This window comes from Microbispora bryophytorum, assembly GCF_006874465.1.
Taxonomy (GTDB): domain Bacteria; phylum Actinomycetota; class Actinomycetes; order Streptosporangiales; family Streptosporangiaceae; genus Microbispora; species Microbispora bryophytorum.
Window position 1 is genome coordinate 154,973 of record NZ_VIRL01000012.1, and the last position, 24,017, is coordinate 178,989.

The window sequence follows — 24,017 nt, forward strand, 5'->3', positions numbered from 1 at the left end:
TATACTGCCCCCTTATCGTGTCTGCGCTTATTGTGCCCGACCCAGCAGGCCGCCGTGCCTGATGGTGTCGGCATACCACAGAGCGCTTGATTTCATGGTCCTCGCCTGGGTCTCGTAGTCGACGTAGACAAGGCCGAAGCGCTTGCCGTATCCCCAGGCCCATTCGAAGTTGTCCATCAGCGACCAGGCGAAGTAGCCCTGCAGCGGGATGCCCGACTCGATGGCCGTGTGGCAGGTCCGCAGGTGGGCGTCGATGTAGGCCACCCGATCGGGGTCGTGCACCGCGCCGTCCTCGCCGATCGCGTCGTCGTAGGCCGCGCCGTTCTCCGAGATGTAGAGCGGGATCCGCGGGTACTCCTCGGCGATCCGGCGCAGCATCTCCTGCAGGCCGCTGTCGTCGATCTCCCAGCCCATCGAGGTGACCGGGCGGCCGCCGTTGACGAAGCCTACGTGCTCGCTGCCGATCCACGGCGACCCGGAGTCGGTGGGCGCCGCGGCCGCGGACGCTGCGCCGCCGGGCGCGCCGGAAACGGTGAAGCGGCTGTAGTAGTTGATCAGCAGCATGTCGAGCGGCGCGGCGATCGTGGCCAGGTCGCCGTCCTGGATGAACTCCATGTCGGACAGGTGGCTCAGATCGGCCAGCACGTCCTCGGGGTAGGAGCCCTTGAGCAGCGCGTCCAGGAAGAAGCGGTTCTGCAGCCCGTCGATGCGGCGGGCGGCGTCCTGGTCGGCTTCGCTGCCCGTGGCCGGCGTGACCGGATAGAGGTTCACGCACCCGCCGATCTGAGAGTCGGCGTTCTGCGCCCGCATCGCCTGGACGGCCAGGCCGTGCGCGAGGTTGAGGTGGTGCGCGGCGCGCAGCGCGGCGGCCGGCTCGCGCCTGCCCGGCGCGTGCTCGCCCGAGGCGTACCCCAGGAACGCCGAGCACCAGGGCTCGTTGACCGTGCTCCAGTTCCTGACCCGGTCGCCTAGCTCGGCGTGCACGGCCGCGGCGAAGTCGGCGAAGCGCTTCGACGTGTCCCGTGCGGGCCACCCGCCCGCGTCTTCCAGGGCCTGCGGGAGATCCCAGTGGTAGAGCGTCAGCCACGGGTCGATGCCGTAGCTGAGCAGCTCGTCGACGAGCCTCTTGTAGAAGTCGAGGCCCTTGGCGTTGTACGCGCCGGAGCCGTCGGGCTGGATCCGCGGCCAGGAGACGGAGAACCGGTAGGCGGTGAGGCCGAGGTCCGCCATGAGCTTGACGTCCTCGCGGTACCGGTTGTAGTGGTCGATCGCGGTCTCGGCGGTGTCTCCGCCCACGATGCGCCCGTCCTGGCTGCAGAAGGTGTCCCAGATGGAGCGGCCCCGCCCGTCCGCGGTGATCGCGCCCTCGATCTGGTAGGCGGAGGTGGCGGCGCCCCAGACGAACCTGGTGGGGAACATCAGGCCGGCCGTCTCCGCTTCGGGTCGTGTGCCTTGCGTTGTCACGCCTTGACCGCACCTTCCATGAGTCCGCCGATGATCTGTCGGCCGAACGCGATGAACACGACGATGAGCGGGAGAATCGACATGAGTGTGCCGCTGAAGATGAGCACGTAGTCCGTGCCGTACTTCGCGTTGAGCGAGTTGATGGCGACCTGGACCGTGGGGTTGTCCGGCGTCAGCACGATCAGCGGCCACATGAAGTCGTTCCAGATCAGCATGAACGTGTTGATGCCCAGCACCGCCATGCCCGGCCGGACGGCCGGCAGGACGACGTTCCACCAGATCCGCAGGGTGGAGGCGCCGTCGACGCGGGCGGCCTCGATCAGCTCGTTGGGCACGGCCTGCTCGGTGTACTGCGTCATGAGGAAGACGCCGAAGCCGTTGAGCAGGAAGGGCAGGATCACGGCCTTGATCGAGCCGACCCATTCGAGGCTGACCATGAGCCGGTAGAGGGGGACGATGCCCATCTGCTGCAGCGGGACCATCATGGTCAGCAGCACCAGCAGCAGCAGGATCTTGCCGCCCTTGAACTTCAGCCGGGCGAACGCGAAACCGGCGAACGTCGAGATCACCACCACCGAGAGCGTCACCGTGCAGGCGATGATCAGGGAGTTGGTGAGACCGGTCAGGTAGTGCGCGTCGGGGTTGGTCAGCACGCGCTGGATGTTCTCCCCGAGCTTGCCGCCCGGCAGGAACGGCGGCGGCATGTCCGTCGCCTCGGTGTTGGTGCGAGAGGCGATGACGATCATGTAGTACAGCGGGAACGCCGAGATGATGATCGTGACCGCGAGGATGAGCCTCGTCATCGGCGTTGCGGTCCAGAGGCTGCCGGCACCTCCCGGCGCCTTGCGGCGCCGCCGCGTGGTGGCGGGCGCGGAGAGCGTGGTCACTTGTTGCCCCCGATCCGGCGGATGAGCAGGAAGTTGATGCCCGATCCGATGAGGATGAGCAGGAACAGCAGCCAGGCGGCCGCGGAGGCGTAGCCGTAGTCGAACTCGCGGAAGCCCTGCTCGAAGATGAACATCGAGACGGTCTGGAACTGGCTGTTGGTGCCGCCGTGGACGTTGCCGTTGTAGAACGTCGTCGGCTCGGAGAACAGCGTGAGGCCGCCGATGGTGGAGTTCAGCACCACGAAGATCATCGTGGGCCGGAGCATCGGGATCGTGATCTGCCAGAACTGGCGCCGCCGGGACGCGCCGTCGATCGAGGCCGCCTCGTACAGGTCCTTGGGGATCGTCTGCATGCCGGCCAGGAAGATGATCGCGTTGTAGCCGGTCCAGCGCCAGTCGATCATGGTCGCGATGGCGATCCAGGAGGGGAGGCGCTCGGCCTTCCAGTCGATGGGGTCGGCCCCGAACCAGCCGAGAACCCAGTTCACCACGCCCCAGTCGCGCCCGTACAGCTGGGTGAAGACGACCGCCACCGCGACGACCGAGGTGACGAGGGGGAGCAGGACGCCCAGCCGGACGCCCAGCTGGAACTTGAACCGCTTGTTCAGCGCGTTGGCCAGCATCAGGGCCAGCAGAATCTGCGGGATCGTCGCGATGAGGAACATCGCGAGGGTGTTGACGACCGCCTTCCAGAAGGCGGCGTCGCCGAGCATGGCGGTGTAGTTGCCGAGGCCCGTCCATTCGACCGTGCCCGTGAGGTCGTAGTCGAAGAACGAGAAGTAGAGGGTGAAGCCGAGCGGGAAGAGCCCGAAGATCAGGAAGAGCAGGTAGTAGGGAGAGACCAGGAGGTACGGTGCGGCCTTGAGGTCCAGCCAGGTCATGAAGGACCGGCCCGGTCTCTGCCGGACGTGTCTCCGGCTGGGCGGCATCGGTGCCCGGGTGGGTTGCCCGGCGTCGACGTGCAGGCTCATAAGTTACCTTTCGGGTGAAAGCAGGCGACCGGCCCGCCGGCGGGGTGCCGCTGCGGCGGGCCGGTGCTCACCTGGCGGGCAGGATCAGCCCGCGGCCTTCACGGCGTCGTCGACGAGCTTCTTCCAGCCGTTCGCGTACGGCACCGAGCCGTCGTCGATGGCGGAAACGACCGACTCGATGGCGTTCTTGACCTGGGCGTGCTTGACGCCGAGGAAGATCGGCTGGAGCGAGGCGGCCGACTTGGCGAAGATGTCACCGACGGGGGCGTCGTTGAAGTACTCGTTCTTCGCGCCCTGAACCGCCGGGTCCTGCTGCGCCTGGACGTTGCTCGGCATGTTGCCGGCGTAGTTGAAGACGCTGACCTCGGCGTCCTTACCGGTCAGGTAGTCGAGGACCTGCGCGGCCTCCTTGGGGTGCTTCGACTGCTTGGGCACGGCGAGCCAGGAGCCACCCCAGTTGCCGCCGCCGCCGGGCACCGCCGCGACGTCCCACTTGCCCTTGAAGTCCGGTCCGGCGCCGCCGTCGCCGCTCACGGCGCCGAGCATCCACGACGGGCAGCCGAGGGTGGCGAACTGCGACTTCTTCATGCCGGTGTTCCACTCCGGCGTGAAGTTGCGCAGCTTGGCCGTGAGGCCCTCCTGGCTGATCTTCTGGGCGAAGTCGTAGGCCGTCTTGACCGCCGGGTTCTTGTCGACGATCAGGTTGTTGTCCTTGTCGAAGTACGTGACGTTGCCGTTCTTGGCGCCCTCCTGCACCAGGACCACGTTGTAGAGCGTGTTGGTGCCGTCGACGAACTTCGTGTTCTTGATCTTGTCCTGGAACTTGTGGGCGACCTGGACGAAGTCGTCCCAGGTCGGCCAGAGCTTGCTGACCTCGTCGCGGTCGGCGGGCAGGCCGGCCTTCTCGAACAGGTCACGGCGGTAGCACAGGCTCATGCCGCCGACGTCGGTGCCGAGGCCGAACAGCTTGCCGTCGGCGGTGACGCCGTTCTCCCACTTCCAGGCGGCGAAGTCGGCCTTGCGGTTCTGCAGGCCGAACTCGCCAAGGTCGGCCCACCACTCGGGGTGCGCCTTGGCCAGACCCATGCCGCCCTCGTCGATGCCGACGACGTCGCCGGCGCCCGCGCCGGACTGCAGCCACTGGATCATCTGGGGCCAGTAGACCTGCTCGAACTGATCGGTCAGGTTGTCATACTTGATCTGGATGTCCTTGTGCTCGGCGTTCCACTTGTCGACGGCCTCCTTGTAGCCGAAGTTCTTGCCGCCGCCGAACGTCTGGAGCGTGACGGTGACGGGGCCGGCTGCCGCCGAGGACCCGCCGCCCGCCGCCGTGTCGGGCTTGTCGTCGGACTGGCAGGCGGTGGCGCCAAGAGTCAGCGCCGCCACCGCGGCGACCGCGAGCAGCCTGCCGCGGCGCGAGTTTGCAATCATTCCGGACCCCTCTCAGGTGGTATCCCGAATCGTTCGTGGGAGGTACATCCCAGGCCGGTCCCCGATCTCACGGCCCGCGATCGAAGGTTCTGCTCGGTGCTCCCGCATGGTGTGTCAAGAGCTGTTGGGAGCGCTCCCACGAAGGGTCCTCTATGAGCAACCGGGGCGTCAATATGCCGAAACCTAACTGTTACTCCCTGGGTGGTTAGACCTGGTCAAGGGGACATACTAGGACATACCACGCTTGGGAGCGCTCCCATCACCATATGGGCAGAAATGAATAGGGGGTGCCCCGAACCTGCCGGGGCACCCGCCCTTTTCCGCTTCGTCACCTCACCCGGTGGTGGGCCGCCGCGTCCGCCCCCAGGGACAGGCCGCCGCCCAGAAAGATCCCCGGGCCCGAGACGTCCATCAGCCGGCACACCGGTCCGGAGCAGGACCGTAGCAGCGCGAGCCGGGCCGCGAGGGTGGCCGTCAGGCCCGGCCCGGCCGTCGCCGCGATGTTGTGCAGCTCCGCCGGATCGTCTCGTAGGTCGTAGAGTTGCCGCTCCCCGGTCTCGTACTCCACGTACGCGTACCGCCCGGTCCGCACCATCGCGTACGTGGGCGGCGAGTGCGGCGAGTAGGAGGGATGGTAGAACTCTGCGAGCACGGCGTCACGCCAGGGGACGTCGTGTCCGTGCAGGAGCGGGACGAGCGAGCGGCCCTCGGCCGTGGGCGGCACCGTGGCCCCGCCCAGCTCGGCGAACGTGGGCGCGAGGTCGACCGTCGAGGTGAGCGCGTCGACCACGCCCCCGGCGGGGACCCCCGGCCCGCGCACCACCATCGGCACCCGGATGTCCTCCTCGAAGGGCGTCGTCTTGCCCGGCCGCAACCGGTGCTGGCCGAGGTGGAAGCCGTTGTCGGAGGTGAAGAAGATGTAGGTGTCGTTCAGGCGGCCCGCCCGGGTCAGCGCCTCGACCAGGGCGCCCACCATGTCGTCGACGCCGAGCATGGCCCGCAGCCGGTCGCGGTGGACGCGGTCGATCCGGCGCGTGTCGGCGGCCGACAGCGGCGTGCGCTCCCTGAGCCAGCGGGGCTCGGCGGACAGGTCGGCCTGGTCGAACGACGCGGTCCGCGGCGCCTGCTCGCCGGCGAAGGCGGCGGCGTGACGCGGCGCGTGATGCGCGGGCAGGTGCGGCGCGACCGGGGCGAGATAGAGGAAGAACGGAGACTGCCCGGCCGCGGAACCCGTCGCGAACGCCGCGGCCTTGGCGCTCAGCACGTCTTCCAGGTAGTCCTCGGGGGCGTCGCCGTACCGCCGTATCGCGCCGTTCTCGTTGAGCGTGTAGCCGTACTCCTGGTAGAGGCGGGTGACCGGGACGTGCCACTCGTCCCAGCCGGGCGGCACGTAGGTGCGCGGCGCGCCCTCCGGGTAGTTGTTGAGATACTTGCCCATGAGCGCGGTGCGGTAGCCCGCGTCGTGCATCCACGTCCCGAGGGTGGAGGCCTCCAGCGGCCGGAACTTCGGGAACCCGCCGGTCGGCGACCGGTTGCTCTTCACCTGATGGCTGTGCATGTACTGCGAGCGCAGGATGGACGAGCGGGAGGGGCAGCACCAGGGATTGGTGACGAAGAACCGGGACAGCGTGGTGCCCTGGCGCACCAGGAGATTGGTGATGTTGGGGAACCGGCTCAGATCCGACGCGTCCAGGTCGTCGGTGAGGATCAGTACGATATTGGGCCGATGAGCCGCGAGTCCGGGGGCGGGCTCGGCATGGGAGGCGCCGGTGAGCCCGAGGCAGAGCAGGAGCGCTGCGGCGAGCCCGGCCCACAGCTTTCTCGGTCGTCGTGGTTGGGGCACGGCAGCAATCATTGCCACACGCTCGCCTGGGGAAACGTACGCCCTGTGATCGCGTGACCGCACCGTGTCCATCACATGGACGACTCTGGTGAATCCTCTGCCGTAGCCGGTCACCTCGGCCGTCATACCTCCCATACCGGCGTGACGTCCGGAAAAGGTCTCTTCGAGGGCTGTTCACCGGGTGTTCCCGCCGCTGTCGTGTCCGGTGGCTAGCGTGAGCGCGTCGTGAACGTTTCTTTACGGGGCGTGGAGAACGAGGGACGGCGCCACGCCGCCGAGCAGGGGCAGGCCGTCGCATGGGTGGAGTCCCCCCTGCAGCTGCTGTGCGTCGTCGAGGCGCACCACGCGGGGCTCCTCGGACCCGTCACCACGGTGGTGCCGCGCGCCGGGCTGCCGGCCCTGCGGCTGACCCGCCGCGAGCTCGAGCGGCTCGGCCTGCCCGAGGGGCTGGAGTTCGCCGAGCCGGCCGAGCGGGTGCCCCGGCCGGGCCGGACGTGGGCGGTGGGCGACGCCTTCTCCGGGCGCGTCCAGCTCGCCCTCGTCACGGCCCTTTCCGGCCGCACGGTGCTGGTGGACGACGGGCTGGCCACGATCCGCCTGCTTGAGCTGCTGGTCGCACGGCGTCCGCTGCTGCGCGCCCGCGGGGCCCCGGGCGTCGTCCGCAAGGTGCTCGCCGCGGCCGCCGGTTTCCGCCTGCGCACCCGCAGGCCCACCGTGTTCACCGCGCTCCCGGTGCCCGCCGGCCTCGCCGAGGCGGTGGAGGGCACGGGCGCGCGGCTCGTCCGGCACGACTTCGCCTGGCTGCGCGCCCAGCCCGCCGTCCGGCCGCCGCAGGAGCGCACCGTCGTGCTCGGCACCTCGCTCGTACGCAACGGGCTCATCCACCGCGACCGCTACCTGCGCTGGCTGGAGCGGATCGACGAGCCCGTCGCGTACTTCCCCCACCGGCGGGAGGACCCCGAAGACCTCGACCGGGTGCGCCGGATCGCCGGGCTGACCGTGTACGACGCCGGGGCGCCCGCCGAGATGACGCTGCGCGACCTGCGGCCGGACCAGCGGGTGCTGAGCCTGCCGTCCACCGCGGTGACCTCGCTGCGCGTCCTGCTGTCGGCCCGGGGCGTACGGGTGGAGGCCGTGGACGTGCCGGAGGACTGGTGGACGGCTTCGGCCGTCCCGTCGCTGCGCTCCCACCTCCAGCTCTTCGCGCACGAACCGCATCAGCCCCACACGCACGATCCCGGAAAGGTCGCTCCTTGACCCGTCTGCTCGCCGTGGCCGACTCCGACTCTTATCTCAAGTGGGCCGCGGGCCTGCTCGACGCGACTCCGGAGGACTGGGTCACGGACCTGGCCGTCGTCCGCACTCCCATCACCCCGTCCGCGGCGCAGATCGCCGCGGCGGTGAGCGGCACCCGCGCGCAGGGCGAGGGGCTTCCCCCGGTGCTGGCGGCGCGGCAGCTGCGCCGGGCCGCCGAACGGTTCCGGCCCGACGCCGTGCTGCTGGCCTGCACCGGGCCGGTGGTGGACGCGCTGGCGGCGGAGACGCTGGCCGGGCTGCGGCCCCGGCCGGTGCTGATGTCGGGGCTGCCCGGCATCTCGGTGCCCGCGACGGAGAAGGCCTGGCTGTTCCGCAGCGGCTGCGACCTGTTCGTCGTGCACAGCGGCCGGGAGGTCGCCGAGTTCTCCGAGATCGGCGCGAGGCTCGGCGGGGGAGGGGCGGTGGCGCTGGCCCGCCTGCCCTACCTCGACCTGCTGGCCCGCGAACCGGCCGCGCACGGCGCGGGGGGCGCGGGGGGCGTACGCGACCGCGTCGTGTTCGCCACCCAGGCCAAGGTGCCCAGGCGGCGCGAGGAGCGGGAGCGGATCCTGCTCGCGCTGGCCGACCTCGGGCGGGCCCGGCCCGACCTCGACGTGGTGGTCAAGCTGCGGGCCCGCGACGACGAGCGGCAGACGCACAACGAACGTCACCACTACGAACGGCTGTGGACCGCGATGGAGGCCGAGGGCCGGGTGCCCGCGGGCGCCGTGCGCTTCGCCGCCGGGCCGATGCACGAACATCTGAGTCGCGCCGCCGGTTTCGTCACGGTCAGTTCGACGGCCGCGCTCGAGGCGATCGCCGGGAACGTGCCGCTACTCGTGCTGTCCGACTTCGGGGTCAGCGCGGAGATGATCAACCTGGTGTTCGAGGGCAGCGGCTGCCTGGGCACGCTCGACGACCTGGCCAAGGCGGACTTCCAGGTCCCCGCCGAGGAGTGGTGCCGGGCCAACTACTTCCACGACTCCTCGGCCAGCGACTGGACCGGCCGCGTCGCCGCGCTGGTCGCCGCGGCTCGCGCGGGGACGCTGGAGCCGGCCCGCTCGCTCCTCGACGGTCCCGAGCACGCGGCCGCCCGGCGCCGCGCCCGGCTGCGCCTGGAGGTGCCGCCCAAGGTCCTGCGGTACGGCTACCGTGCCAAGCGCCGGATGCGCCGCTATCTCAAGGCGTTCTAAAGGCGTTCTAGACGACGCCGGCGGCGCTCCGCCTGACCTGCAACCGCCGGTCGTTCGGCGCCCTTCTGGCGCACCACCCTGGCCGACGCCGCCGAAAGTGGCACGCGTCGTCAACATATTGGCACTCAGGCATCACGACATCCCACCGCCGCAATGCGATCGTCGCACCGCGACTCACCATTTCGGGGAGGGGGTGTCTGATGCGTATCCGTCGAATCATCGACTGGGCCTGACCGCTACGGCGGACGCGTGGAACCGCCGGACTGTCCCCGGCACGGGCTCGGTGACGTGTCACGGTTGGCCAGGCGTCGGCACGGCCGCCCTTGAAGGGGCGTCGATGAACCCGGCCTGAATCAGGGCCCTCAGTGGATCGGCGGAGGCAGCTGCGGCCGCCGATCCACTGTGCTTTCCGAGAGGAGTGGAATGGCCGTCGGTGCTCGTCGGGCTTCGCACGGGGATGTCTTCGGAACCGGGGAGTTCACGGCGTTGTGGTGCACGGTGGCGCTGTCGCGCGGCGGCAGCCAGCTGGCGCGGGTGGCCCTGGCCGTGCTCGCCTTCCAGCGCACCGGGTCGCCGGCCGTCACCGCGCTGGTCTACGCGCTGACCCTGCTTCCGGCGATCGTCGGGGGGTCGCTCCTGGGTAGGCTCGCCGACCGCTTTCCGCACCGCGACCTCCTGGTCGTGTGCGCATGGTCGCGGGCCGGCCTGGTCGCGCTGATCGCCGTACCCGGGATCCCGCTGCCCGTGCTCTGCGGCCTGGTCTTCGTCGTCCAGGTGATCGAATCTCCCGCCAAGGCGGCGCAGATGGCCCTGCTCCCCGAGATCCTCACGGGCGAGACCTACTCACTGGGCGTGGCGGCGGTCACCCTGACAACGCAGATCGTCACCCTTGTCGCGTTCCCTCTCGGGGGAGTGCTGGTGGGGCTGCTCGGGCCGAACTGCACCCTGATGCTCACCGCCGCCGCCTTCGCGGCGATGGCGCCGGTCACGAGGTTCGGCCTCCGTCATCGGCCGGCGACCAGCCCCTCCGGTCCCGGCGAGACGGGGTCACCCGGCCGTCGGGGGGGAGGTCGGCTCATTCTGGGCAGCCCTCCGCTGCGCAGCCTGCTGGCGCTCGCGCTGCTCGCCGGCTTCTACGTGATCCCCGAGGTGCTGGCGGCGCCGTACGCCGCCGAGCTGGGGCGGGGCACGACGGCGGTGGGGTTGCTCATGGCCGCCATGCCGGTGGGCAACGTGGTGGGAGTCTTCCTGCTGACCCGGTTCGTCCCGGCCGGCGTGCGACTGCGCTGGCTGGGGCCGCTCGCCGTCGTCTCCGCGCTTCCTCTGGTCTTCTCCGCGATGCTCCCCGGCTTCGTCCCCTCGCTGCTGCTGTGGGGTCTCGTGGGCCTCCTGAGCGCCTATCAGGTGACCGCCAACACCGAGTTCACCAGGATCGCGCCGCGGGAGCGGCGTGGTGAGGCGCTGGGTATGGCGTCGTCACTGCTGGTGGCGGGTCAGGGGGCGGGAATGCTCCTCGGCGGCCTGCTCGCCGACGGTGTGGGGGTCTCGTCCACCCTCGCGATCGCCGGGGTGGCGGGCTGCCTCGCGGGGATCCCCCCGGCCCTGGGCTGGCGCCGTGCCCGGCAGGAGCTCCTGGGTGAGATGTACGCGCCGGGGGGATGACGGGAGACGCCGGGTCGCCCGGAGCCCGGCCGCCTCCCCTTCGCCGGCGGCGGCGTACCGCAGCCGATAGTCAAGCGGGCTCTGACCGTAGGCGGCGCGGAAGGCGCGGACGAACGTGGCGGTGTCGGAGAAACCCCAGCGGGACGCCGTGGCGTGGATGGGCCGCCCGGCGAGCGATGGATCGGACAGGTCGCGGCGGCAGCGCTCCAGCCGCTGGGCGCGGATCGACGCGGCGACGGTCGTCTCCTGAGACTCGAACAACCGGTGCAACGTACGCAGGGAGATGTTGTGGGCGGCGGCGATCGTCGCAGGAGAGAGCCGTGGATCGGCGAGGTGCCGCTGGATGTGCTCTTGGACGGACAGCAGCAGGGTCCGGCCGCGCGCTTCGGGAGGCACGGCCGCTCCCGCCTGGATGCGGTGGGCGAGCAGCGCGGTGACCAGGTCCATGAGCACGGCGCCGAGCCGGACGGCGTCGGCCGTCGCGTACGACGCCGCGTCGGTGGCCAGGGTGGTGAGGAGGCTCCCCAGCAACCCGCCGAAGTGCCCGCGCGCGGACAAGGACGTGGCCGTGAGCCGTTCGGCCTGATGCCGCGGGAACGGGAGCAAGGTGCCGGGGAAGACCATCAGGAGCCCACGCGCGGGCTCACGCTCGCCCGTCACCCATCGGCAGGGCCGGGAGGTGTGACACAGCACCAGCTCGGACGGCCGCAGCTCCGCAACCCTCTGGTCCTGCGCCACGATGGTCCGCCCGCTGAGGCCGAGCATGAGTTGGAACAGTTCCGGGTCGGACCGGCGGATCATCCGCGGGGTGCGGAACCCCTCGCAGCCGGAGACCATATGCGAGGAGACCTGGATCGCGCCCAGGTCCGTCGCCGCGATGCTGCCGGTGAACCGCACGGGGTCGTCGCAGGCGGCCCTCACCGGCGCCACCATCCGCGATATGTGGTCGAGCCAGCCGCGGAACCGCTCGTCCGGGGGCAGATCGTCGGTGCTCATCACCACGTCCACCGGAGTAGCCCCCTCGAAGATCCACGCACCTCGCAGGGCGCCGGCGTCACCCGCGACGCGGCGAACCTGATCCGTCCGGCCGAGACGTTACGAGGAGGGAACCGTGGAGGCGCCATGGAGGCGACAGGGCCGCGGCCTGGTTCGAGTCCGGCGAAGCATGCCCGTCTGACGCCGGGCGGGTTCCTCTTTGACCTGGCCGAACGCGGCCGATGCGCCATGGGCGCCGCGGCGACAGCGAAAATCGGCAGGAACCGGCAGAATCAACCGGCAGGTAGCTAAATCCTGAAAAGTGACCTCATGAGGACTGGTCCGCATGCAACCGGCACGGTATTCGCTGGGAAGTCTGATCCGTCACCGCCGCCTGAGCGTGGGTCTCGGTCAGGGAGAGCTGGCGGATCGAGCGGGTGTCAGCGCCCGGTCGCTGCGTGACATAGAGGCGGGCCGCGTCGCCCGCCCGCGGGCGTCCTCGCTGCGGCGGCTGGCGTCGGCACTCGGGTTCACCGGCGACGACCTGCGTACGCTGTTGGAGACCGTACAGCCGGCCGCCAGGCCGGCGGATGTGGAGCCGCTCCATATCGGGGTGCTGGGACCGCCCGTGATCCGGAACGGTGACAGGCCCGTCGAGATTCGGTCGGCGATGCGGCGTGAGCTGCTCGGCCTGCTCGCGCTGCAGCCGGGGCAGCGGGTGTCCCGCGAGGAGATCGTCGACGTCCTGTGGGGAGATCGGCCGCCCAGGACATGTCAGGCCCTGGTGCAGGGGCACGTCGCCGCTCTTCGCGGGCTGCTCCAGCCGGAGCCGCGGCGCCGCCCGTCCGCCTCGATCATCACTCTGGATCGCGGCGGATACACGCTGGAGGTGGTGCCGGGACGGCTCGACCTCGCGGAGTTCGACGACCTCGCCCGGAGGGCTGGGGAGGCGCGGGCCTCGGCGGATCCGCGGGCGGCCCTGGAGCTGTGGGACCGGGCTCTGCGCCTGTGGCGAGGCCCCGTGCTCGCCGACACCGGATCCCGGTTGCGGCACCACCCGCTCGCGGCGGCGCTCAACCAGCGCCACATTGCTGTCGCGCTGGCGTTCGCCGACAGCGCGCTCGAGAACGGGAGCATCTCCAGCGCGGCCGATCACCTGCTCAGGCTGGCCGCGGACGAGCCGCTGCACGAAGGGCTGCACGCCCGCCTCATCCTGGCGGTGGCCGGCGGGGGAGATCAGGCGGGCGCTCTGCGCCTGTTCGCCGATCTCCGCCGCAGGCTAGCGGAAGAGCTGGGCGTCGAGCCCGGACGCGAGCTCAGGACGGCGCATCTGCGAGTCCTGCGCCAGGAGCTGCCGCCCCCCCAAGCGGCGGACCGCGGCGTCCCCCCGGCCGTCCCCGGCGGCGTGGCCCTCCCGGAGACGCCCCGCGACCCGGACGCCGGTGCGGGGGCGGAACAGGGGGCGGAACAGGAGCGCGGGGCGGCACCGCTCGGGAACACCGGCCACCCGGCACCGGCACCGGCCGCGCCCTCGGGGACGCGGGCGGAAGCCGTTCCGGCGCAACTCCCGCTGGACGCCCGCGGCTTCGCCGGCCGCACGGCCGAGCTGGCCCGGCTCGACGCCCACCTGGCCGCCGCGGGCCACTCGCCCACCGCGTTGACGATCCTGGCGGTGTCGGGAACCGCCGGCGTCGGTAAGACCACTTTGGCGTTGCACTGGGCACACAGGGTGCGGGACCGGTTTCCCGACGGGCAGCTCTACCTCAACCTTCGCGGGTTCGATCCCACGGCCGCGGCCATAGAGCCGGCGGAGGCGATCCGGAGCTTCCTCGACGCGCTCGGGGTGCCTCCCCAGCGCATTCCGCCGGGCTTCGAGGCCCAGGCGGGTCTGTACCGGAGCCTGCTGGCCAACCGCCGGGTCCTGGTGGTGCTGGACAACGCCAGAGACGTCGAGCAGGTTCGCCCGCTGCTGCCCGGCTCGCCGAGCTGTCTCGTGGTGGTGACCAGCCGCGACCAGATGTCCGGGCTCGTCGCCATCGAGGGCGGTTGTCCGCTGACCCTCGGCCTGCTCTCCGCATCGGAGGGCCGCGAGCTGGTGGTCCGCCGCCTCGGAGCCGAGCTCACCGGGGCCGAGCCCCGGGCGGTCGATGAGATCGTCGCCCAGTGCGCCGGCCTTCCGCTGGCCCTCGCCGTCGTGACCGCTCGCGCGGTCATGAATCCCCAATTCTCACTGGCCACCCTCGCCGGGGAGCTGCGTGCCGTACAGGGCGGCCTCGACGCGTTCCACGGTGGTGATCCGGCCACTCAGGTGCGAACCGTCTTCTCGTGGTCCTACCGCACGTTGAGCGCGGAGGCGGCGCGGCTCTTCCGGCTGCTGGCACTCCACGCCGGGCCGGACATCGGCGTCGACGCCGCCGTGTGCCTGGCCGGTGCGACAGAGGACCGCGTACGTCCGCTGCTCGCGGAGCTCTCCCGCGCGCACCTGATCAGTGAGCACATGCCCGGCCGGTACACCTTCCACGACCTGCTGCGCCTGTACGCCGCCGAACGGAACTGGGAGGAGGACGGTGAGGACGAGCGCGCCGGCGCCATCCAACGGCTGTACGACCACTACGTGCAGGCCACGAACGTGGCTGCGGGCCTGCTCTACCCGAACATGATCCGGCTGCCGTCGACGGTGCCACCGACCGGCCGCGTCCCCGTCGGCCACGGCGGCGCACTGGCGTGGCTGGACGCCGAGCACCTGAACCTCGTCGCAGCCGTCACCCATGCCGAGGAATACGGGCAGCGCGCCGCGGCATGGCGACTCGCCGACGGCCTACGGGGATACTTCGCCCGCCGGCGGCACTCCGTTCACTGGTTCGCGGTCGCCGAGGCGGGCCTGTCGGCCGCGCGAGCGGAAGGTGACCTGCAGGCGCAGGCGGCTCTCCATCTCAGCACGGCGCACGCCTACAATGTCACGGCCCGCCGGCAGCAGGCGCTCGCGCACCTCGGCCGTGCCCTCGATCTGAGCCGGCGGGTGGGCTGGCGGGAGGGTCAGGCCATAGCGCTCACCAATATCGGCTCCGTGCAGATGGATCTGGGCCGGCTGGAGGAGGCCAAGACGAGCCTCCTCCGTTCGCTCGACCTGCGCCGGCAGGGCGGCCACGACGGCAGCGACGCCATGACCTATAACAACCTCGGGGAACTGGAACGGATGCGCGGAAGGCTCGGGGCCGCCACCCGGCATCTCGACCGTGCCATGGAGGAATGGCGGCGTCTCGGCTTGAGCGCGGGCCTGGTGGCGACGCTCGAAACCATCGGTCAGGTTCACTACGACCTCGGTCACCTCGCCGTCGGCGCCGCGCACCTGAACCGAGCCCTGCGCGTCGCCCGTCTGATCGGAGACGACGCCAGCCACGCCAACTCCCTAGTCTTCCTGAGCTGCATCCATCGGGACGCGGGACGGCTCAGCGAGGCGGTGGAATGCGCCCGCGCCGCCCTCCGGTTAAGTGACGATTTCACGCACCGCTACAGGGACTGCGCCGGCCACAACGCTCTCGCCGGGTGCTACCACGATCTCGGCCGCCACTCGGAGGCGATCGATCACTACAGGCGTGGTCTCCGTCTGGCGCGGGAGGCGCCTACCCGTTACTCCGAGTCGGAGGCTCTTGCCGGCTTGGCCCTCGTCAACACCCGCATCGGGAACCACGACGAGGCGCGCGGCTTCGCCCACGACGCCCTGGCCATCGCCCGGCAGGCGGATTTCCGCGTACGGGAGGGCCAGGCGCTGACCGCCCTCGCCGAGGTGCACCTGCGCGAAGGTGACCACGCCGAGGCGGCCGAGCAGGCCCGGCACGCGATCGACCTGCACCGGGAAACCGGGCACCGCCTGGGTGAGGCCAGGGCCCTGATGCTTCTCGGGACCGCGTCGCACCGGTTGCAAGGACCGGCGAGCGCCCAGCACCACTGGCGGAAGGCACTCGCACTCTTCACCGACATCGGCACGCCCGAGGCCGGCCGCCTCCGTGAGCTCATCGGCGGAAGCGGCGACGCGGCCCCCGACGGCATCTTCCAGCTCTGACACCGCAGGCCCGCGGGAGCCCCGAGCCTGCCGACGGGCGTTTTGCATCGCGCTCCAACTCGGCGATCCGCTGCCCCTCGTCGATCTCGGCCTGGCGCAGCCACCCGCGCAGCCCTCGCGGTGAACGCCGAGCTGGTCGGTCACCGGGCGATCGCATCAGGGGCGCCGCCGGTCTGCCGACGGCGCTGGCGGAAGGGAGACAGATCCCTATCTCAGCGACTACTGAGCCGGTCTCGTCCGGCAGGGCACCATCGGTGACGACCAACTCGTCTGCCAGGTTGAGGACGCGCACCCGGCCGCGATCGAACTCCAGCAGAAGCCCGATCTCCGCGTCGAGGTGTCGATCCACGGGAACAGCGCTCCTTGACGGCCGTCTATGCCGAGCGTGTCCGCACGGTTTGTGCGTGCGGGGCCGGTTCGGCCGGCGGCACCGGCGGCTCGGGTGGTCGCGACGCCGCGCGGCGCCGGGTGAGCAGGAGCGCGAGCGATCCGGCGATCAAACCCCAGAAGGCCGATCCGATGCCCGCGATGGACGTCGCCGAGGCGGTGACGACGAAGGTGACCGCTGCCGCCTCCCGCAGGTCCGGCCCGGTGAAGGCGCCGGCGAGTGAGGAGGCGAGCGCCGGGAGGAGCGCGAGCCCGGACACGGCGGTGACCAGGACCGGCGGTGAGGCCACGACGAGCGCGGTGGCGAAGGCGGCGCCCAGCCCCAGCGCGAGCTGCCCGGCGCCGAGGGCCAGGGTGGCGATCCAGCGGCGGGCCGGGTCGGGGTGGGCGTCGGGCCCGGCGGTCAGGGCGGCGGTGATGGCCGCGAGGTTGACGGCGTGCCCGCCGAACGGCGCGGCGGCCGTGCTGACGAGCCCCGTCGTCACCAGTGCGCCGCGCAGCGGCACGGAGTAGCCGTAGGTCGACAGAACGGCCGCCCCGGGCACGTTCTGTCCCGCCATGGTCACCAGGAACAGCGGCAGCGCGATGCCGACGAGGGCCGGCAGGGTCACGGCGGGCATCGTGAACACCGGGTCGGGGCGCAGGGACGCGGCCGGGAACGCGGTGCCGCTGATCGCGAGGCCGGCCACGGCCGCGGCCAGCGCCCCGGCGATCGCCCACCGCCGGGCGTACCGCATCAGCACGGCCCAGGTCAGCGTGACCGGCCCCGCCAGCAGCGGGACCTCGGCCATCGCGTGGAGCGGGGCGGTGCACAGCGGGACCAGAACGCCGGCGAGCATGGCCGCCGCGATGGGGCCGGGGATCGCGGCGACGCCGCGGGCCAGCCACGGGACGATCCCGGCGAGCACGGTCAGGACCCCGCACACGGCGAAGGCCCCGACCGCCGCCGGGTAGCCGCCGGCCACGTGGCCGGTCGCGACGAGCAGCGCGGCGCCCGGAGTGGACCACGCGATCGCGATGGGCATCCGATATCGGACGGAGAGGACGGCGGCGGCGATCGCGATGCCGGCGCACAGCGCGAGCAGTCCGGAGGCCGCCTGCCGGGAGTCGGCCCCGACCGCCCGCAGGCCCGCGAGGACGATCGCGAACGCGCTGGCGTAGCCGACGACCGCACTGACCAGACCGGTGAGCACCGGCTGCAGGATCCGCATCGCCCCTCCCCGGGAACACGACCGTTCCGTTTACGGAACGATTTCAGATGACACCATAGCCAGGTGGGTACAGATGGGACAAGCCGGTTCGACCCGGCTATCGGGCGGCGGCTGCGCGGGCTGCGGGAGGCACGCGGGCTGTCGCTGTCGGAGCTCGCCCGCAGGGCCGGCGTCGGCAAGGCCACCGTGTCCGGACTGGAGCACGGAACGCGCAACCCCACGCTGGAGACGATGTACGCGATCGCGGCCGCGTTGTCGGTCCCGATGAGCGCGCTGACACTGGACCCCGGCGCCCCGGCCGGCGACGCCTCGCCGGTGCGGGGCACGGCCGTCCTGTCCACCCTGCTGGAGGTGTTCAGGGAGCCGGGCGCGACCTACGAGATGTTCCGCCTGCGGATACTCGCCGGGGTCGAGCAGACCTCGCCCGCGCATCCGTCCGGGGTCACCGAGCACCTCTCGGTCGTCGGGGGGACGATCAGGACGGGCCCCGCCGCCGCGCCGCTGACCGCGGGCCCGGGGGAGCACCTCTCGTGGGCCGCGGACGTCCCCCATGTCTACGCGGCCCTCGGCGGCGAGGAGGCGCACGCGATCCTCCTCATCCGCACCCCCCGTGACCGTCCGGCCGCCGGCGGGCCGGCCGAGTAGGGAGCGTCAGCGGTTGAGCAGGCGGCGCAGGCGTGAGGCCGGCTGCTCGGGCGGGGCAGGCGGAGGCGGAGGATCGATCAGGCCGAGCGACTCCAGCCTGCGCTTCTTGAAGTAGCGCGCCGGTCCGTGCGCGCCCACGTACGCCGCCGCGGTCTCGCGCAGGCCGGGGTGGGCCGTGCTCCGCATGCAGTAGCCCACGGCGGCGACCAGGGCGCTGAGGTCGGCGGCGGGCGGCTCGGTGACCGTGCCGTCGGCCTCCAGCCGGGGCAACGTGGCGTCCACGATCGTCGCCGGGATCCGGTTGCTGTTCTCGTACGGCGTGAGCCGTTCGAGCACGAGATCGGCGCCGGTGGTCGTGACCGGCAGGCCGAACAGCCGCCGCGCGGTCACCAGCGCGGTGGAGAAGCACCCGGCGACCAGCTCGGGGCGGTGCCCGGCGAAGCACGCCTCGGCGGGCGTCGTCTCGGGGGCCACGAGGAGGTCGACCCCGAGCTCCGCGGCGACCGGCCGCAGCTCGCGGGCGTGCCGCCGCCCGGCGGCGGGGTGCGGCTTGAACAGCACGGTCCGGTGGCCGCGCGCCGCGACGCCGCGCAGCATGCGCTCGTGCAGCGCGGCCTCCTCGGCGGCGGTGACCAGGCCGAGCGCGGACAGGTACTGGCCGAGGACGACCGCCTCGGCGCGGGGCGCCGGCGCGGCCGCCTGCGCGACCCGGCCCACCACGCTCGCGAACGACGTGTCCGCCAGGGCCTCGGCCGGCACCCCGTGCTCGGCCAGGAGCAGGGGCGCCAGGCCCGGGACGAGGTCGAGGTGGAGCAGCCGGGCGATCCGCCCGGCGATCTCCTGGGGGAGCGGATCCCGGGTCGGTCCGTAGCTCATGAGGCCGTCGGAGTAGACGGTGATCGGGCAGTCCTTGACCAGGCCGGCGAGCGTGCGCGACGGGGACACCGCGATCGACTCCAGGACCAGCTCGTCCGGCTCGCCGATCAGGTCGCGCAGCAGACGGCCGAGCATGGGCGTCTCGATCGAGCGGGGTTTCCAGTCCGACGGGTGCAGCGGCGCGATGATCTCGTTCCAGGACAGGACGCGGTCGAACCGGTCGCGCAGCGCGGCGAACCCCGGCGCCTCGTCCAGCGCCGGGGTGACCTCCGGGATCGCCGCGTTGTTCGACACCAGGAGGACCCGGCCGCCGTCGCGGAACCGCCCCTCGTCGATCGCCGCCGCGAGCGTCATCGCGCCGAACAGCGTGGAGGCGTAGAACAGCGTCGAGTCAGGCACGCGGCCCTCCCGCCAGGTGGGAGCCCGGTAGATAAGGGTCGAGCAGAGCGGCCCGCTCGGGCTCCAGCCCGCCGATCGCCTCGGTCAGCGCCTCGTGGGGCAGCCGGGCGAGCGCCGCCCGCGCCCGCTCGTCGAACCGGGCGCGTACGGCCGGGGCGAACCGGCCGGCCAGCTCCACGTGGTGGGCGAGCAGCGCGCACAGGTTGCGGGCCGCCTTGGGCAGGTAGCGCGGCTCGGCCTCGTCCAGCACGATGTCGTAGGCGTCGAAGAAGTGGAGCTGCCGCTCGTCGCCGATCCGGGTGAGCGAGGCCGCGAGCCCCCGCCGGTAGAACACCCCGGCGAGGGAGACCACGGCGTAGGACCGGGCCAGGCGGTGCAGCCGCCAGATCCACGGGCGGTCCTCGGCGGTGTGCAGCCCGGCGGGGAAGGTCAGCAGGTCGTCCAGCTCGCGCCGGTAGATCCCCGCCCAGGCGTAGGGGTAGTCGACCATCGTCTTGAAGCCGGCCGGCAGGATGCCGTCGCGCGGGTCCAGCACGACGCCGCGGCGCGGCTGCGGCGCCCGGTGCGTCTCCCGTCTGCGGCCCTCGACCTGGACGTGGTCCACGCGCACGAAGTCGCATCCGAGCCCGTCGATGGCGGCGACGAGGCGGGGCAGGTAGCCGGGCGCGAGCCAGTCGTCGGCGTCGAGGAAGGTGACGTACCGGCCGGCGGCCAGCTTCAGCCCGGTGTTGCGGGCGCCGGCCAGTCCCAGCGGCACCGGGTTGCGGACGACCGTGAGCCCCGGCAGGTCGCGCCGGAAGTCCTCCACGACCTCCGGCGTCGCGTCCGCCGAGCCGTCGTCCACGACGACGACCTCGGTCTCGAACTCGCGCGTCCGGTTGCGCGCCAGCGACGTGAGCGCGTCCCCGAGGTACGCCTCGCCGTCCCGGACCGGCACGACCACGGACAGAGTGATCACGCGGTGGCCCGGCGCAGGCGGGCCCGGGGGGCCTCCTCGCCCGGGTAGACGCGCTTGACGCCGTCACCGAGTGCGGTCTCGATGATGCGGATGTCGCGGACCAGGTGCTCCAGGCCGGTGGGCTCCAGCGAGGCGGCGTGGTCGGAACCCCACATCGCCCGGTCGAGGGTGATGTGCCGCTCGACGGTCACCGCGCCCAGTGTCACGGCGGCGAGCGAGATCTGCAGCCCGCGCTCGTGCCCCGAGTAGCCGACCGGCACGCCGTACCGCTGCCCGAGCGTGGTGATCATGCGGAGGTTGGCCTCCTCCGGCGGGAGCGGGTAGGTCGAGGTGGCGTGCATCATCACCAGGCGCTCGGTGCCGAGGATCTCCACCGCCGCGTCGATCTCCTCGATCGTCGACATGCCGGTGGACAGGATGACCGGCTTGCGGGTGGCGGCCAGCGCGCGCAGCAACTCGTGGTCGGTCACCGAGGCCGAGGCCACCTTGTGCGCGACGACGTCCATGTCCTCCAGGAACTCCACCGACGGCACGTCCCAGGGCGAGGCGAACCAGTCGATGCCGCGCTCCTCGCAGTACTTGGCGATGTGGGCGTACTCGTCCGCGCCGAACTCGGTCCGGATCTTGTACTCCATGTAGGTCATCTGGCCCCACGGCGTCTGCCGGATCTGGTCGCGCTGCTCCAGCGGCACGCAGATCTCCGGGGTGCGCTTCTGGAACTTGACGGCCTGGCAACCGGCGTCGGCGGCCACGTCGATCAGCTTGCGGGCGATGTCGACGTCGCCGTTGTGGTTGATGCCGATCTCGCCGATCACGTACACGGGCTGCCCGGGACCGACCAGCGACCGGCCGATCCGCACCGGCCGCGGCTGCCCGAGGTGGCGGGGCGCGGCGACGGGGGCGGGGGCGGGGACGGTCTCCAGCGCGGTGGCCGGGCGGGCCGCGAGCACTCGGTCGGACAGCTCGCGCACGGCTCCGGCGCCTCCGGGGGCCGACAGCACGACGCGGGCGGCGGCGCGCACCCGGGGGTGGGCGTCGGGCACCGCGACCGGCCAGCCGGCGATCGCCATGCAGGACAGGTCGTTGACGTCGTTGCCCACGTACGCCACCCGCTCGGGAGCCAGGCCCTCGGCGGCCAGCCACTCGCGCAGCGCGACGTCCTTGGCGCCGAGGCCCTGCACCACCGGCACGCCGAGCTTGGCGGCGCGGGCGGCGACGACCGGGTTGCGCTCGGTCGACAGCACGAGCACCTTGACCCCGGCCCGGCGCAGCAGCGCGATTCCCATCCCGTCGGAGCGGCTGACCGCGACCATTTCCCGGCCGTCGGAGTCGACGAAGGCGCGGTCGTCGGTGTGCACGCCGTCGAAGTCGGTGACGACGGCGTCCACGTCGATCGGCAGCGGCTCGTCCACGAACGGCGCGAGCGCCCGGGCGATCTCCAGGTCCTCGGGGGTGTCGATCTCGACCGCGTGCCGGGCGGGCACCGGCTGGACCGCGACCCTGCCGAAGAAGCGGTGGCCGCGCTCACGCAGGCCCTCCGTACGCATGACGTAGAACGCGCCGGTCTCGCGGTAGTGGGGCTCGCGGTCCTGGCGGCGCGGGCGCACGGCCGGGTCGTGGTTCACCCCGTGGCCGGCGCCGGTCCACACGAACTCGTAGGTCTCGGTGCCGGAGAAGACCGAGTCGGCCTCGCCGTCCAGCACCTTCGCGACGGCGGCGTCGAGGTCGCGGGGGTCGAGGAACGCGCTGGTGCACTGGACGAGCACGACGATCTCGGGCGCCTCGCCGGAGATCCCGGAGGGGAGCTCGGAGGAGATCTCCGAGGGGAGCTCGGACAGGGCGTGCAGCACGGCCGACTCGCTGGAGGCGGTCGATCCGCTGAGCTCGGCGGGCCGGCGCACGATCCGGGCGCCCGCGGCCTCGGCCACCTCGGCGATGCGGTCGTCGTCAGTGCTGACGACCACCTCGTCCACCAGTTCGGCACGCAGACAGGCGTCCACCGCCCGGGCGACGAGCGGGACGCCGCCCACCTTCTCGAGGTTCTTCAGCGGGACTCCCACCGACCCTCCACGGGCGGGGACGACGGCCAGCACTCGCACGAGTGACTCCTCTACCTGCGACATCGGGAACCCGTGTGACCCATGGGGGCCGGGGTGTCCCGAAAACTAGCCAGCAGGTTCTCCCGTTGGGGGTTACTGGGCTGAACGACCCGGGGCGCGGTCCTTAACTTTGGGTGTCGCCGGACGGGCGGTCGCCGGAGGGGCGGTCGCCGCACGGGTGGTCGCCCGACGGGTGGTCGCCCGACGGGTGGTCGCCGTTGGGGGTGGGAGCGCCCACGGCGCCCGGGGCCAGCGGCAGCGAGATCACGAACCGCACCCCGGGGTCGCCGTCCTTGACGTCCTCGACCCGGATGGAGCCGCCGTGGGCCTCCACCACCTCGCGGGCGATGGCCAGGCCGAGGCCCGTGCCGCCCCGGTCGCGGCTGCGCGCCGCGTCGGTACGGTAGAACCGCTCGAAGATCCGCTCGCGGTCCACCTCGGGGATCGGACTGCCGTCGTTGCGCACGTACAGGACGGCCGCGTCCTCGGTGCGCTCGACCCGCACGCAGACCACCGACAGCGCGTGCCGCTCGGCGTTGTCGAGCAGGTTCGCCACCACTCGGGCGAGGTGGCGGCGCGTGGCCCTGACCGTCACCCCCGGGGTGCTGTGGAGGTGGGTCGGCAGCTGCGCCGACCGCCGCTCCACCTCGTCGACGACCAGGTGGGACAGGTCGACCTCCTCCCTGGCGGCCTCGGGAACCGTGAGGACCCGCGCGAGCAGGAGCAGGTCGGCGACGATCGCCTCCAGGCGCTCGGTGTCGCGCAGCGCGGCGCAGAGCGCCTCGCAGGTGTCCTCGGGATGTAGCCGCGCGCTCTCCAACTGGGCCCGGATCCCGGCGATGGGGGTGAGTAGTTCGTGCGAGGCGTCGGCGGCGAACTGCCGCTGCCGCTGGATCGAGGTGTCCAGCCGGGACAGCGCGTCGTTGGCCGCCTGAGCCAGCCGGGAGAACTCGTCGTCGCCGGGCGGCTCGGGCACCCGGCCGCCGGGGTTCCTCTCGGTGATCTCGGCGAGTTCCGACCGGATCGCCTCCACCGGCCGCAGCGCGCGGCCCGTCACGTTGTAGGCCGTCCAGCCCGCGAGCGCGGCGAGCAGCAGGGCGGCCAGGAGCAGCGCCGGCAGGGTGACGGACATGCCGAAGATCGCCGGGGCCGCCCGGCCCGCGTAGACGGAGTAGGAGCCGGACTCCGGGGAGAGCCGCAGCACCGTGACGTAGAGGCAGTCGCGCCCGGAGGGCGAGCAGACCGTCGTCTGGGTGACCTCGCGGTCGGGGGCAGGGCGTAACGGGCTCAGGCGGGGCACGCTCTTGGCCGCCGTGCTCTCGGCGATGATGCGGCCGTCCGGTCCCGCCACCTCGATCAGGTTGATGTCGTTCCCGCCGGTCGATATGGGGTTGCGCAGGTGCCCGTCGCGAATCTGCTCGGCGATGTGGGTGGCGGTGTCCAGGCTCCGGTCCCAGATGCGGTCCGCGACCATGTCGCATATGAGCACGTGCACCACGAGCGCGAGCGGGATCAGCAGGATCGCCGCCGTCCCGGTGGCGAGGAGCGCCAGCCGGGCCCGCAGTGAAGGGGAGCACCAGGGGAGGAGCATTACCCGAGGCTACTTATGGTCATCCTTAGGGAAACTCGCACCATCGAAAAGCTCGCCCCAAATTTC

15 protein-coding genes and 1 pseudogene are annotated in these 24,017 nt (G+C 71.9%); 5 read left to right on the forward strand and 11 right to left on the reverse strand.

All coding sequences use genetic code 11. From position 1 onward, the window contains the following. Nucleotides 1–27 precede the first annotated feature (27 nt). From FLX07_RS21670 to FLX07_RS21690, 5 genes are all read right to left on the reverse strand, one after another. Entirely contained in the window at nucleotides 28–1,419 is a 1,392-nt protein-coding gene (locus FLX07_RS21670) for a GH1 family beta-glucosidase (protein WP_142572905.1), read from the reverse strand. Nucleotides 1,420–1,460: 41 nt separating this feature from the next. Next, on the reverse strand, nucleotides 1,461–2,351 hold the full coding sequence (locus tag FLX07_RS21675) for a carbohydrate ABC transporter permease (protein ID WP_142572752.1): 891 nt from the start codon (nucleotides 2,349–2,351) through the stop codon (nucleotides 1,461–1,463). Then, entirely contained in the window at nucleotides 2,348–3,322 is a 975-nt protein-coding gene (locus tag FLX07_RS21680) for a carbohydrate ABC transporter permease (RefSeq protein WP_142572754.1), read from the reverse strand. The genes FLX07_RS21675 and FLX07_RS21680 overlap by 4 nt, the downstream gene beginning before the upstream one ends. Before the next feature lie 84 nt (nucleotides 3,323–3,406). Beyond that, nucleotides 3,407–4,753 carry an ABC transporter substrate-binding protein gene (locus tag FLX07_RS21685; protein ID WP_142572756.1) on the reverse strand — a complete coding sequence of 449 codons (1,347 nt, stop codon included), beginning with the start codon at nucleotides 4,751–4,753 and terminating at the stop codon, nucleotides 3,407–3,409. 328 nt (nucleotides 4,754–5,081) lie between these two features. Next, complete coding sequence (locus FLX07_RS21690; protein ID WP_142572758.1) at nucleotides 5,082–6,608, reverse strand: sulfatase family protein; 1,527 nt, start codon at nucleotides 6,606–6,608, stop codon at nucleotides 5,082–5,084. 213 nt (nucleotides 6,609–6,821) lie between these two features. On the opposite strand from FLX07_RS21690, the gene FLX07_RS21695 reads away from it, so the two are divergent. From FLX07_RS21695 to FLX07_RS37875, 3 genes are all read left to right on the forward strand, one after another. After that, nucleotides 6,822–7,853 carry a hypothetical protein gene (locus FLX07_RS21695; RefSeq protein ID WP_189105036.1) on the forward strand — a complete coding sequence of 344 codons (1,032 nt, stop codon included), beginning with the start codon at nucleotides 6,822–6,824 and terminating at the stop codon, nucleotides 7,851–7,853. Continuing rightward, nucleotides 7,850–9,085: a DUF6716 putative glycosyltransferase gene (locus tag FLX07_RS21700; protein WP_142572760.1), complete on the forward strand. Its 1,236-nt coding sequence runs from the start codon at nucleotides 7,850–7,852 to the stop codon at nucleotides 9,083–9,085. Before FLX07_RS21695 ends, FLX07_RS21700 begins: the two co-directional genes overlap by 4 nt. Before the next feature lie 498 nt (nucleotides 9,086–9,583). After that, complete coding sequence (locus tag FLX07_RS37875) at nucleotides 9,584–10,747, forward strand: MFS transporter (RefSeq protein ID WP_244311164.1); 1,164 nt, start codon at nucleotides 9,584–9,586, stop codon at nucleotides 10,745–10,747. Between the two features lie 72 nt (nucleotides 10,748–10,819). Here FLX07_RS37875 and FLX07_RS21710 read toward each other — a convergent pair. Continuing rightward, a pseudogene (locus tag FLX07_RS21710) lies at nucleotides 10,820–11,743 on the reverse strand (AraC-like ligand-binding domain-containing protein); the annotation flags it as partial. A gap of 325 nt (nucleotides 11,744–12,068) precedes the next feature. Between FLX07_RS21710 and FLX07_RS21715 the strand changes: the two are divergent. Then, nucleotides 12,069–15,785 (forward strand): tetratricopeptide repeat protein, encoded by a 3,717-nt coding sequence (locus tag FLX07_RS21715; protein ID WP_142572766.1) that lies wholly within the window; start codon nucleotides 12,069–12,071, stop codon nucleotides 15,783–15,785. A 374-nt stretch (nucleotides 15,786–16,159) separates the two neighbouring features. Here the strand turns inward: FLX07_RS21715 and FLX07_RS21720 are convergent, their stop codons facing one another. After that, the gene (locus FLX07_RS21720) at nucleotides 16,160–17,383 is read right to left on the reverse strand and encodes a benzoate/H(+) symporter BenE family transporter (protein ID WP_142572768.1); all 1,224 of its coding nucleotides are present in this window, start codon (nucleotides 17,381–17,383) and stop codon (nucleotides 16,160–16,162) included. 63 nt (nucleotides 17,384–17,446) lie between these two features. Here FLX07_RS21720 and FLX07_RS21725 point away from each other — a divergent pair, with 63 nt between their 5' ends. Further along, nucleotides 17,447–18,028, forward strand: a complete 582-nt coding sequence (locus tag FLX07_RS21725; protein ID WP_142572770.1) for an XRE family transcriptional regulator — start codon at nucleotides 17,447–17,449, stop codon at nucleotides 18,026–18,028. Between the two features lie 6 nt (nucleotides 18,029–18,034). On the opposite strand, the gene FLX07_RS21730 is transcribed toward FLX07_RS21725, so the two are convergent. The 4 genes from FLX07_RS21730 to FLX07_RS21745 form a co-directional block, all read right to left on the reverse strand. Then, nucleotides 18,035–19,303: an alpha-2,8-polysialyltransferase family protein gene (locus FLX07_RS21730; protein ID WP_229689861.1), complete on the reverse strand. Its 1,269-nt coding sequence runs from the start codon at nucleotides 19,301–19,303 to the stop codon at nucleotides 18,035–18,037. Further along, entirely contained in the window at nucleotides 19,296–20,261 is a 966-nt protein-coding gene (locus tag FLX07_RS21735) for a glycosyltransferase family 2 protein (protein WP_142572772.1), read from the reverse strand. Before FLX07_RS21735 ends, FLX07_RS21730 begins: the two co-directional genes overlap by 8 nt. Further along, nucleotides 20,258–22,360, reverse strand: coding sequence for an N-acetylneuraminate synthase family protein (locus FLX07_RS21740; protein WP_229689860.1), 2,103 nt, complete (start codon nucleotides 22,358–22,360; stop codon nucleotides 20,258–20,260). The genes FLX07_RS21735 and FLX07_RS21740 overlap by 4 nt, the downstream gene beginning before the upstream one ends. Before the next feature lie 124 nt (nucleotides 22,361–22,484). Beyond that, nucleotides 22,485–23,951 (reverse strand): sensor histidine kinase, encoded by a 1,467-nt coding sequence (locus FLX07_RS21745; RefSeq protein WP_142572776.1) that lies wholly within the window; start codon nucleotides 23,949–23,951, stop codon nucleotides 22,485–22,487. Nucleotides 23,952–24,017: the final 66 nt, after the last annotated feature.

Coding starts and splice junctions, on each gene's coding strand:
- FLX07_RS21685 (WP_142572756.1), bottom strand. CDS start 4,753: ATGATTGCAAACTCGCGCCGCGGCAGGCTGCTCGCGGTCGCCGCGGTG.
- FLX07_RS21670 (WP_142572905.1), bottom strand. CDS start 1,419: ATGTTCCCCACCAGGTTCGTCTGGGGCGCCGCCACCTCCGCCTACCAG.
- FLX07_RS21715 (WP_142572766.1), top strand. CDS start 12,069: ATGCAACCGGCACGGTATTCGCTGGGAAGTCTGATCCGTCACCGCCGC.
- FLX07_RS21680 (WP_142572754.1), bottom strand. CDS start 3,322: ATGAGCCTGCACGTCGACGCCGGGCAACCCACCCGGGCACCGATGCCG.
- FLX07_RS21690 (WP_142572758.1), bottom strand. CDS start 6,608: ATGATTGCTGCCGTGCCCCAACCACGACGACCGAGAAAGCTGTGGGCC.
- FLX07_RS21720 (WP_142572768.1), bottom strand. CDS start 17,383: ATGCGGATCCTGCAGCCGGTGCTCACCGGTCTGGTCAGTGCGGTCGTC.
- FLX07_RS21745 (WP_142572776.1), bottom strand. CDS start 23,951: ATGCTCCTCCCCTGGTGCTCCCCTTCACTGCGGGCCCGGCTGGCGCTC.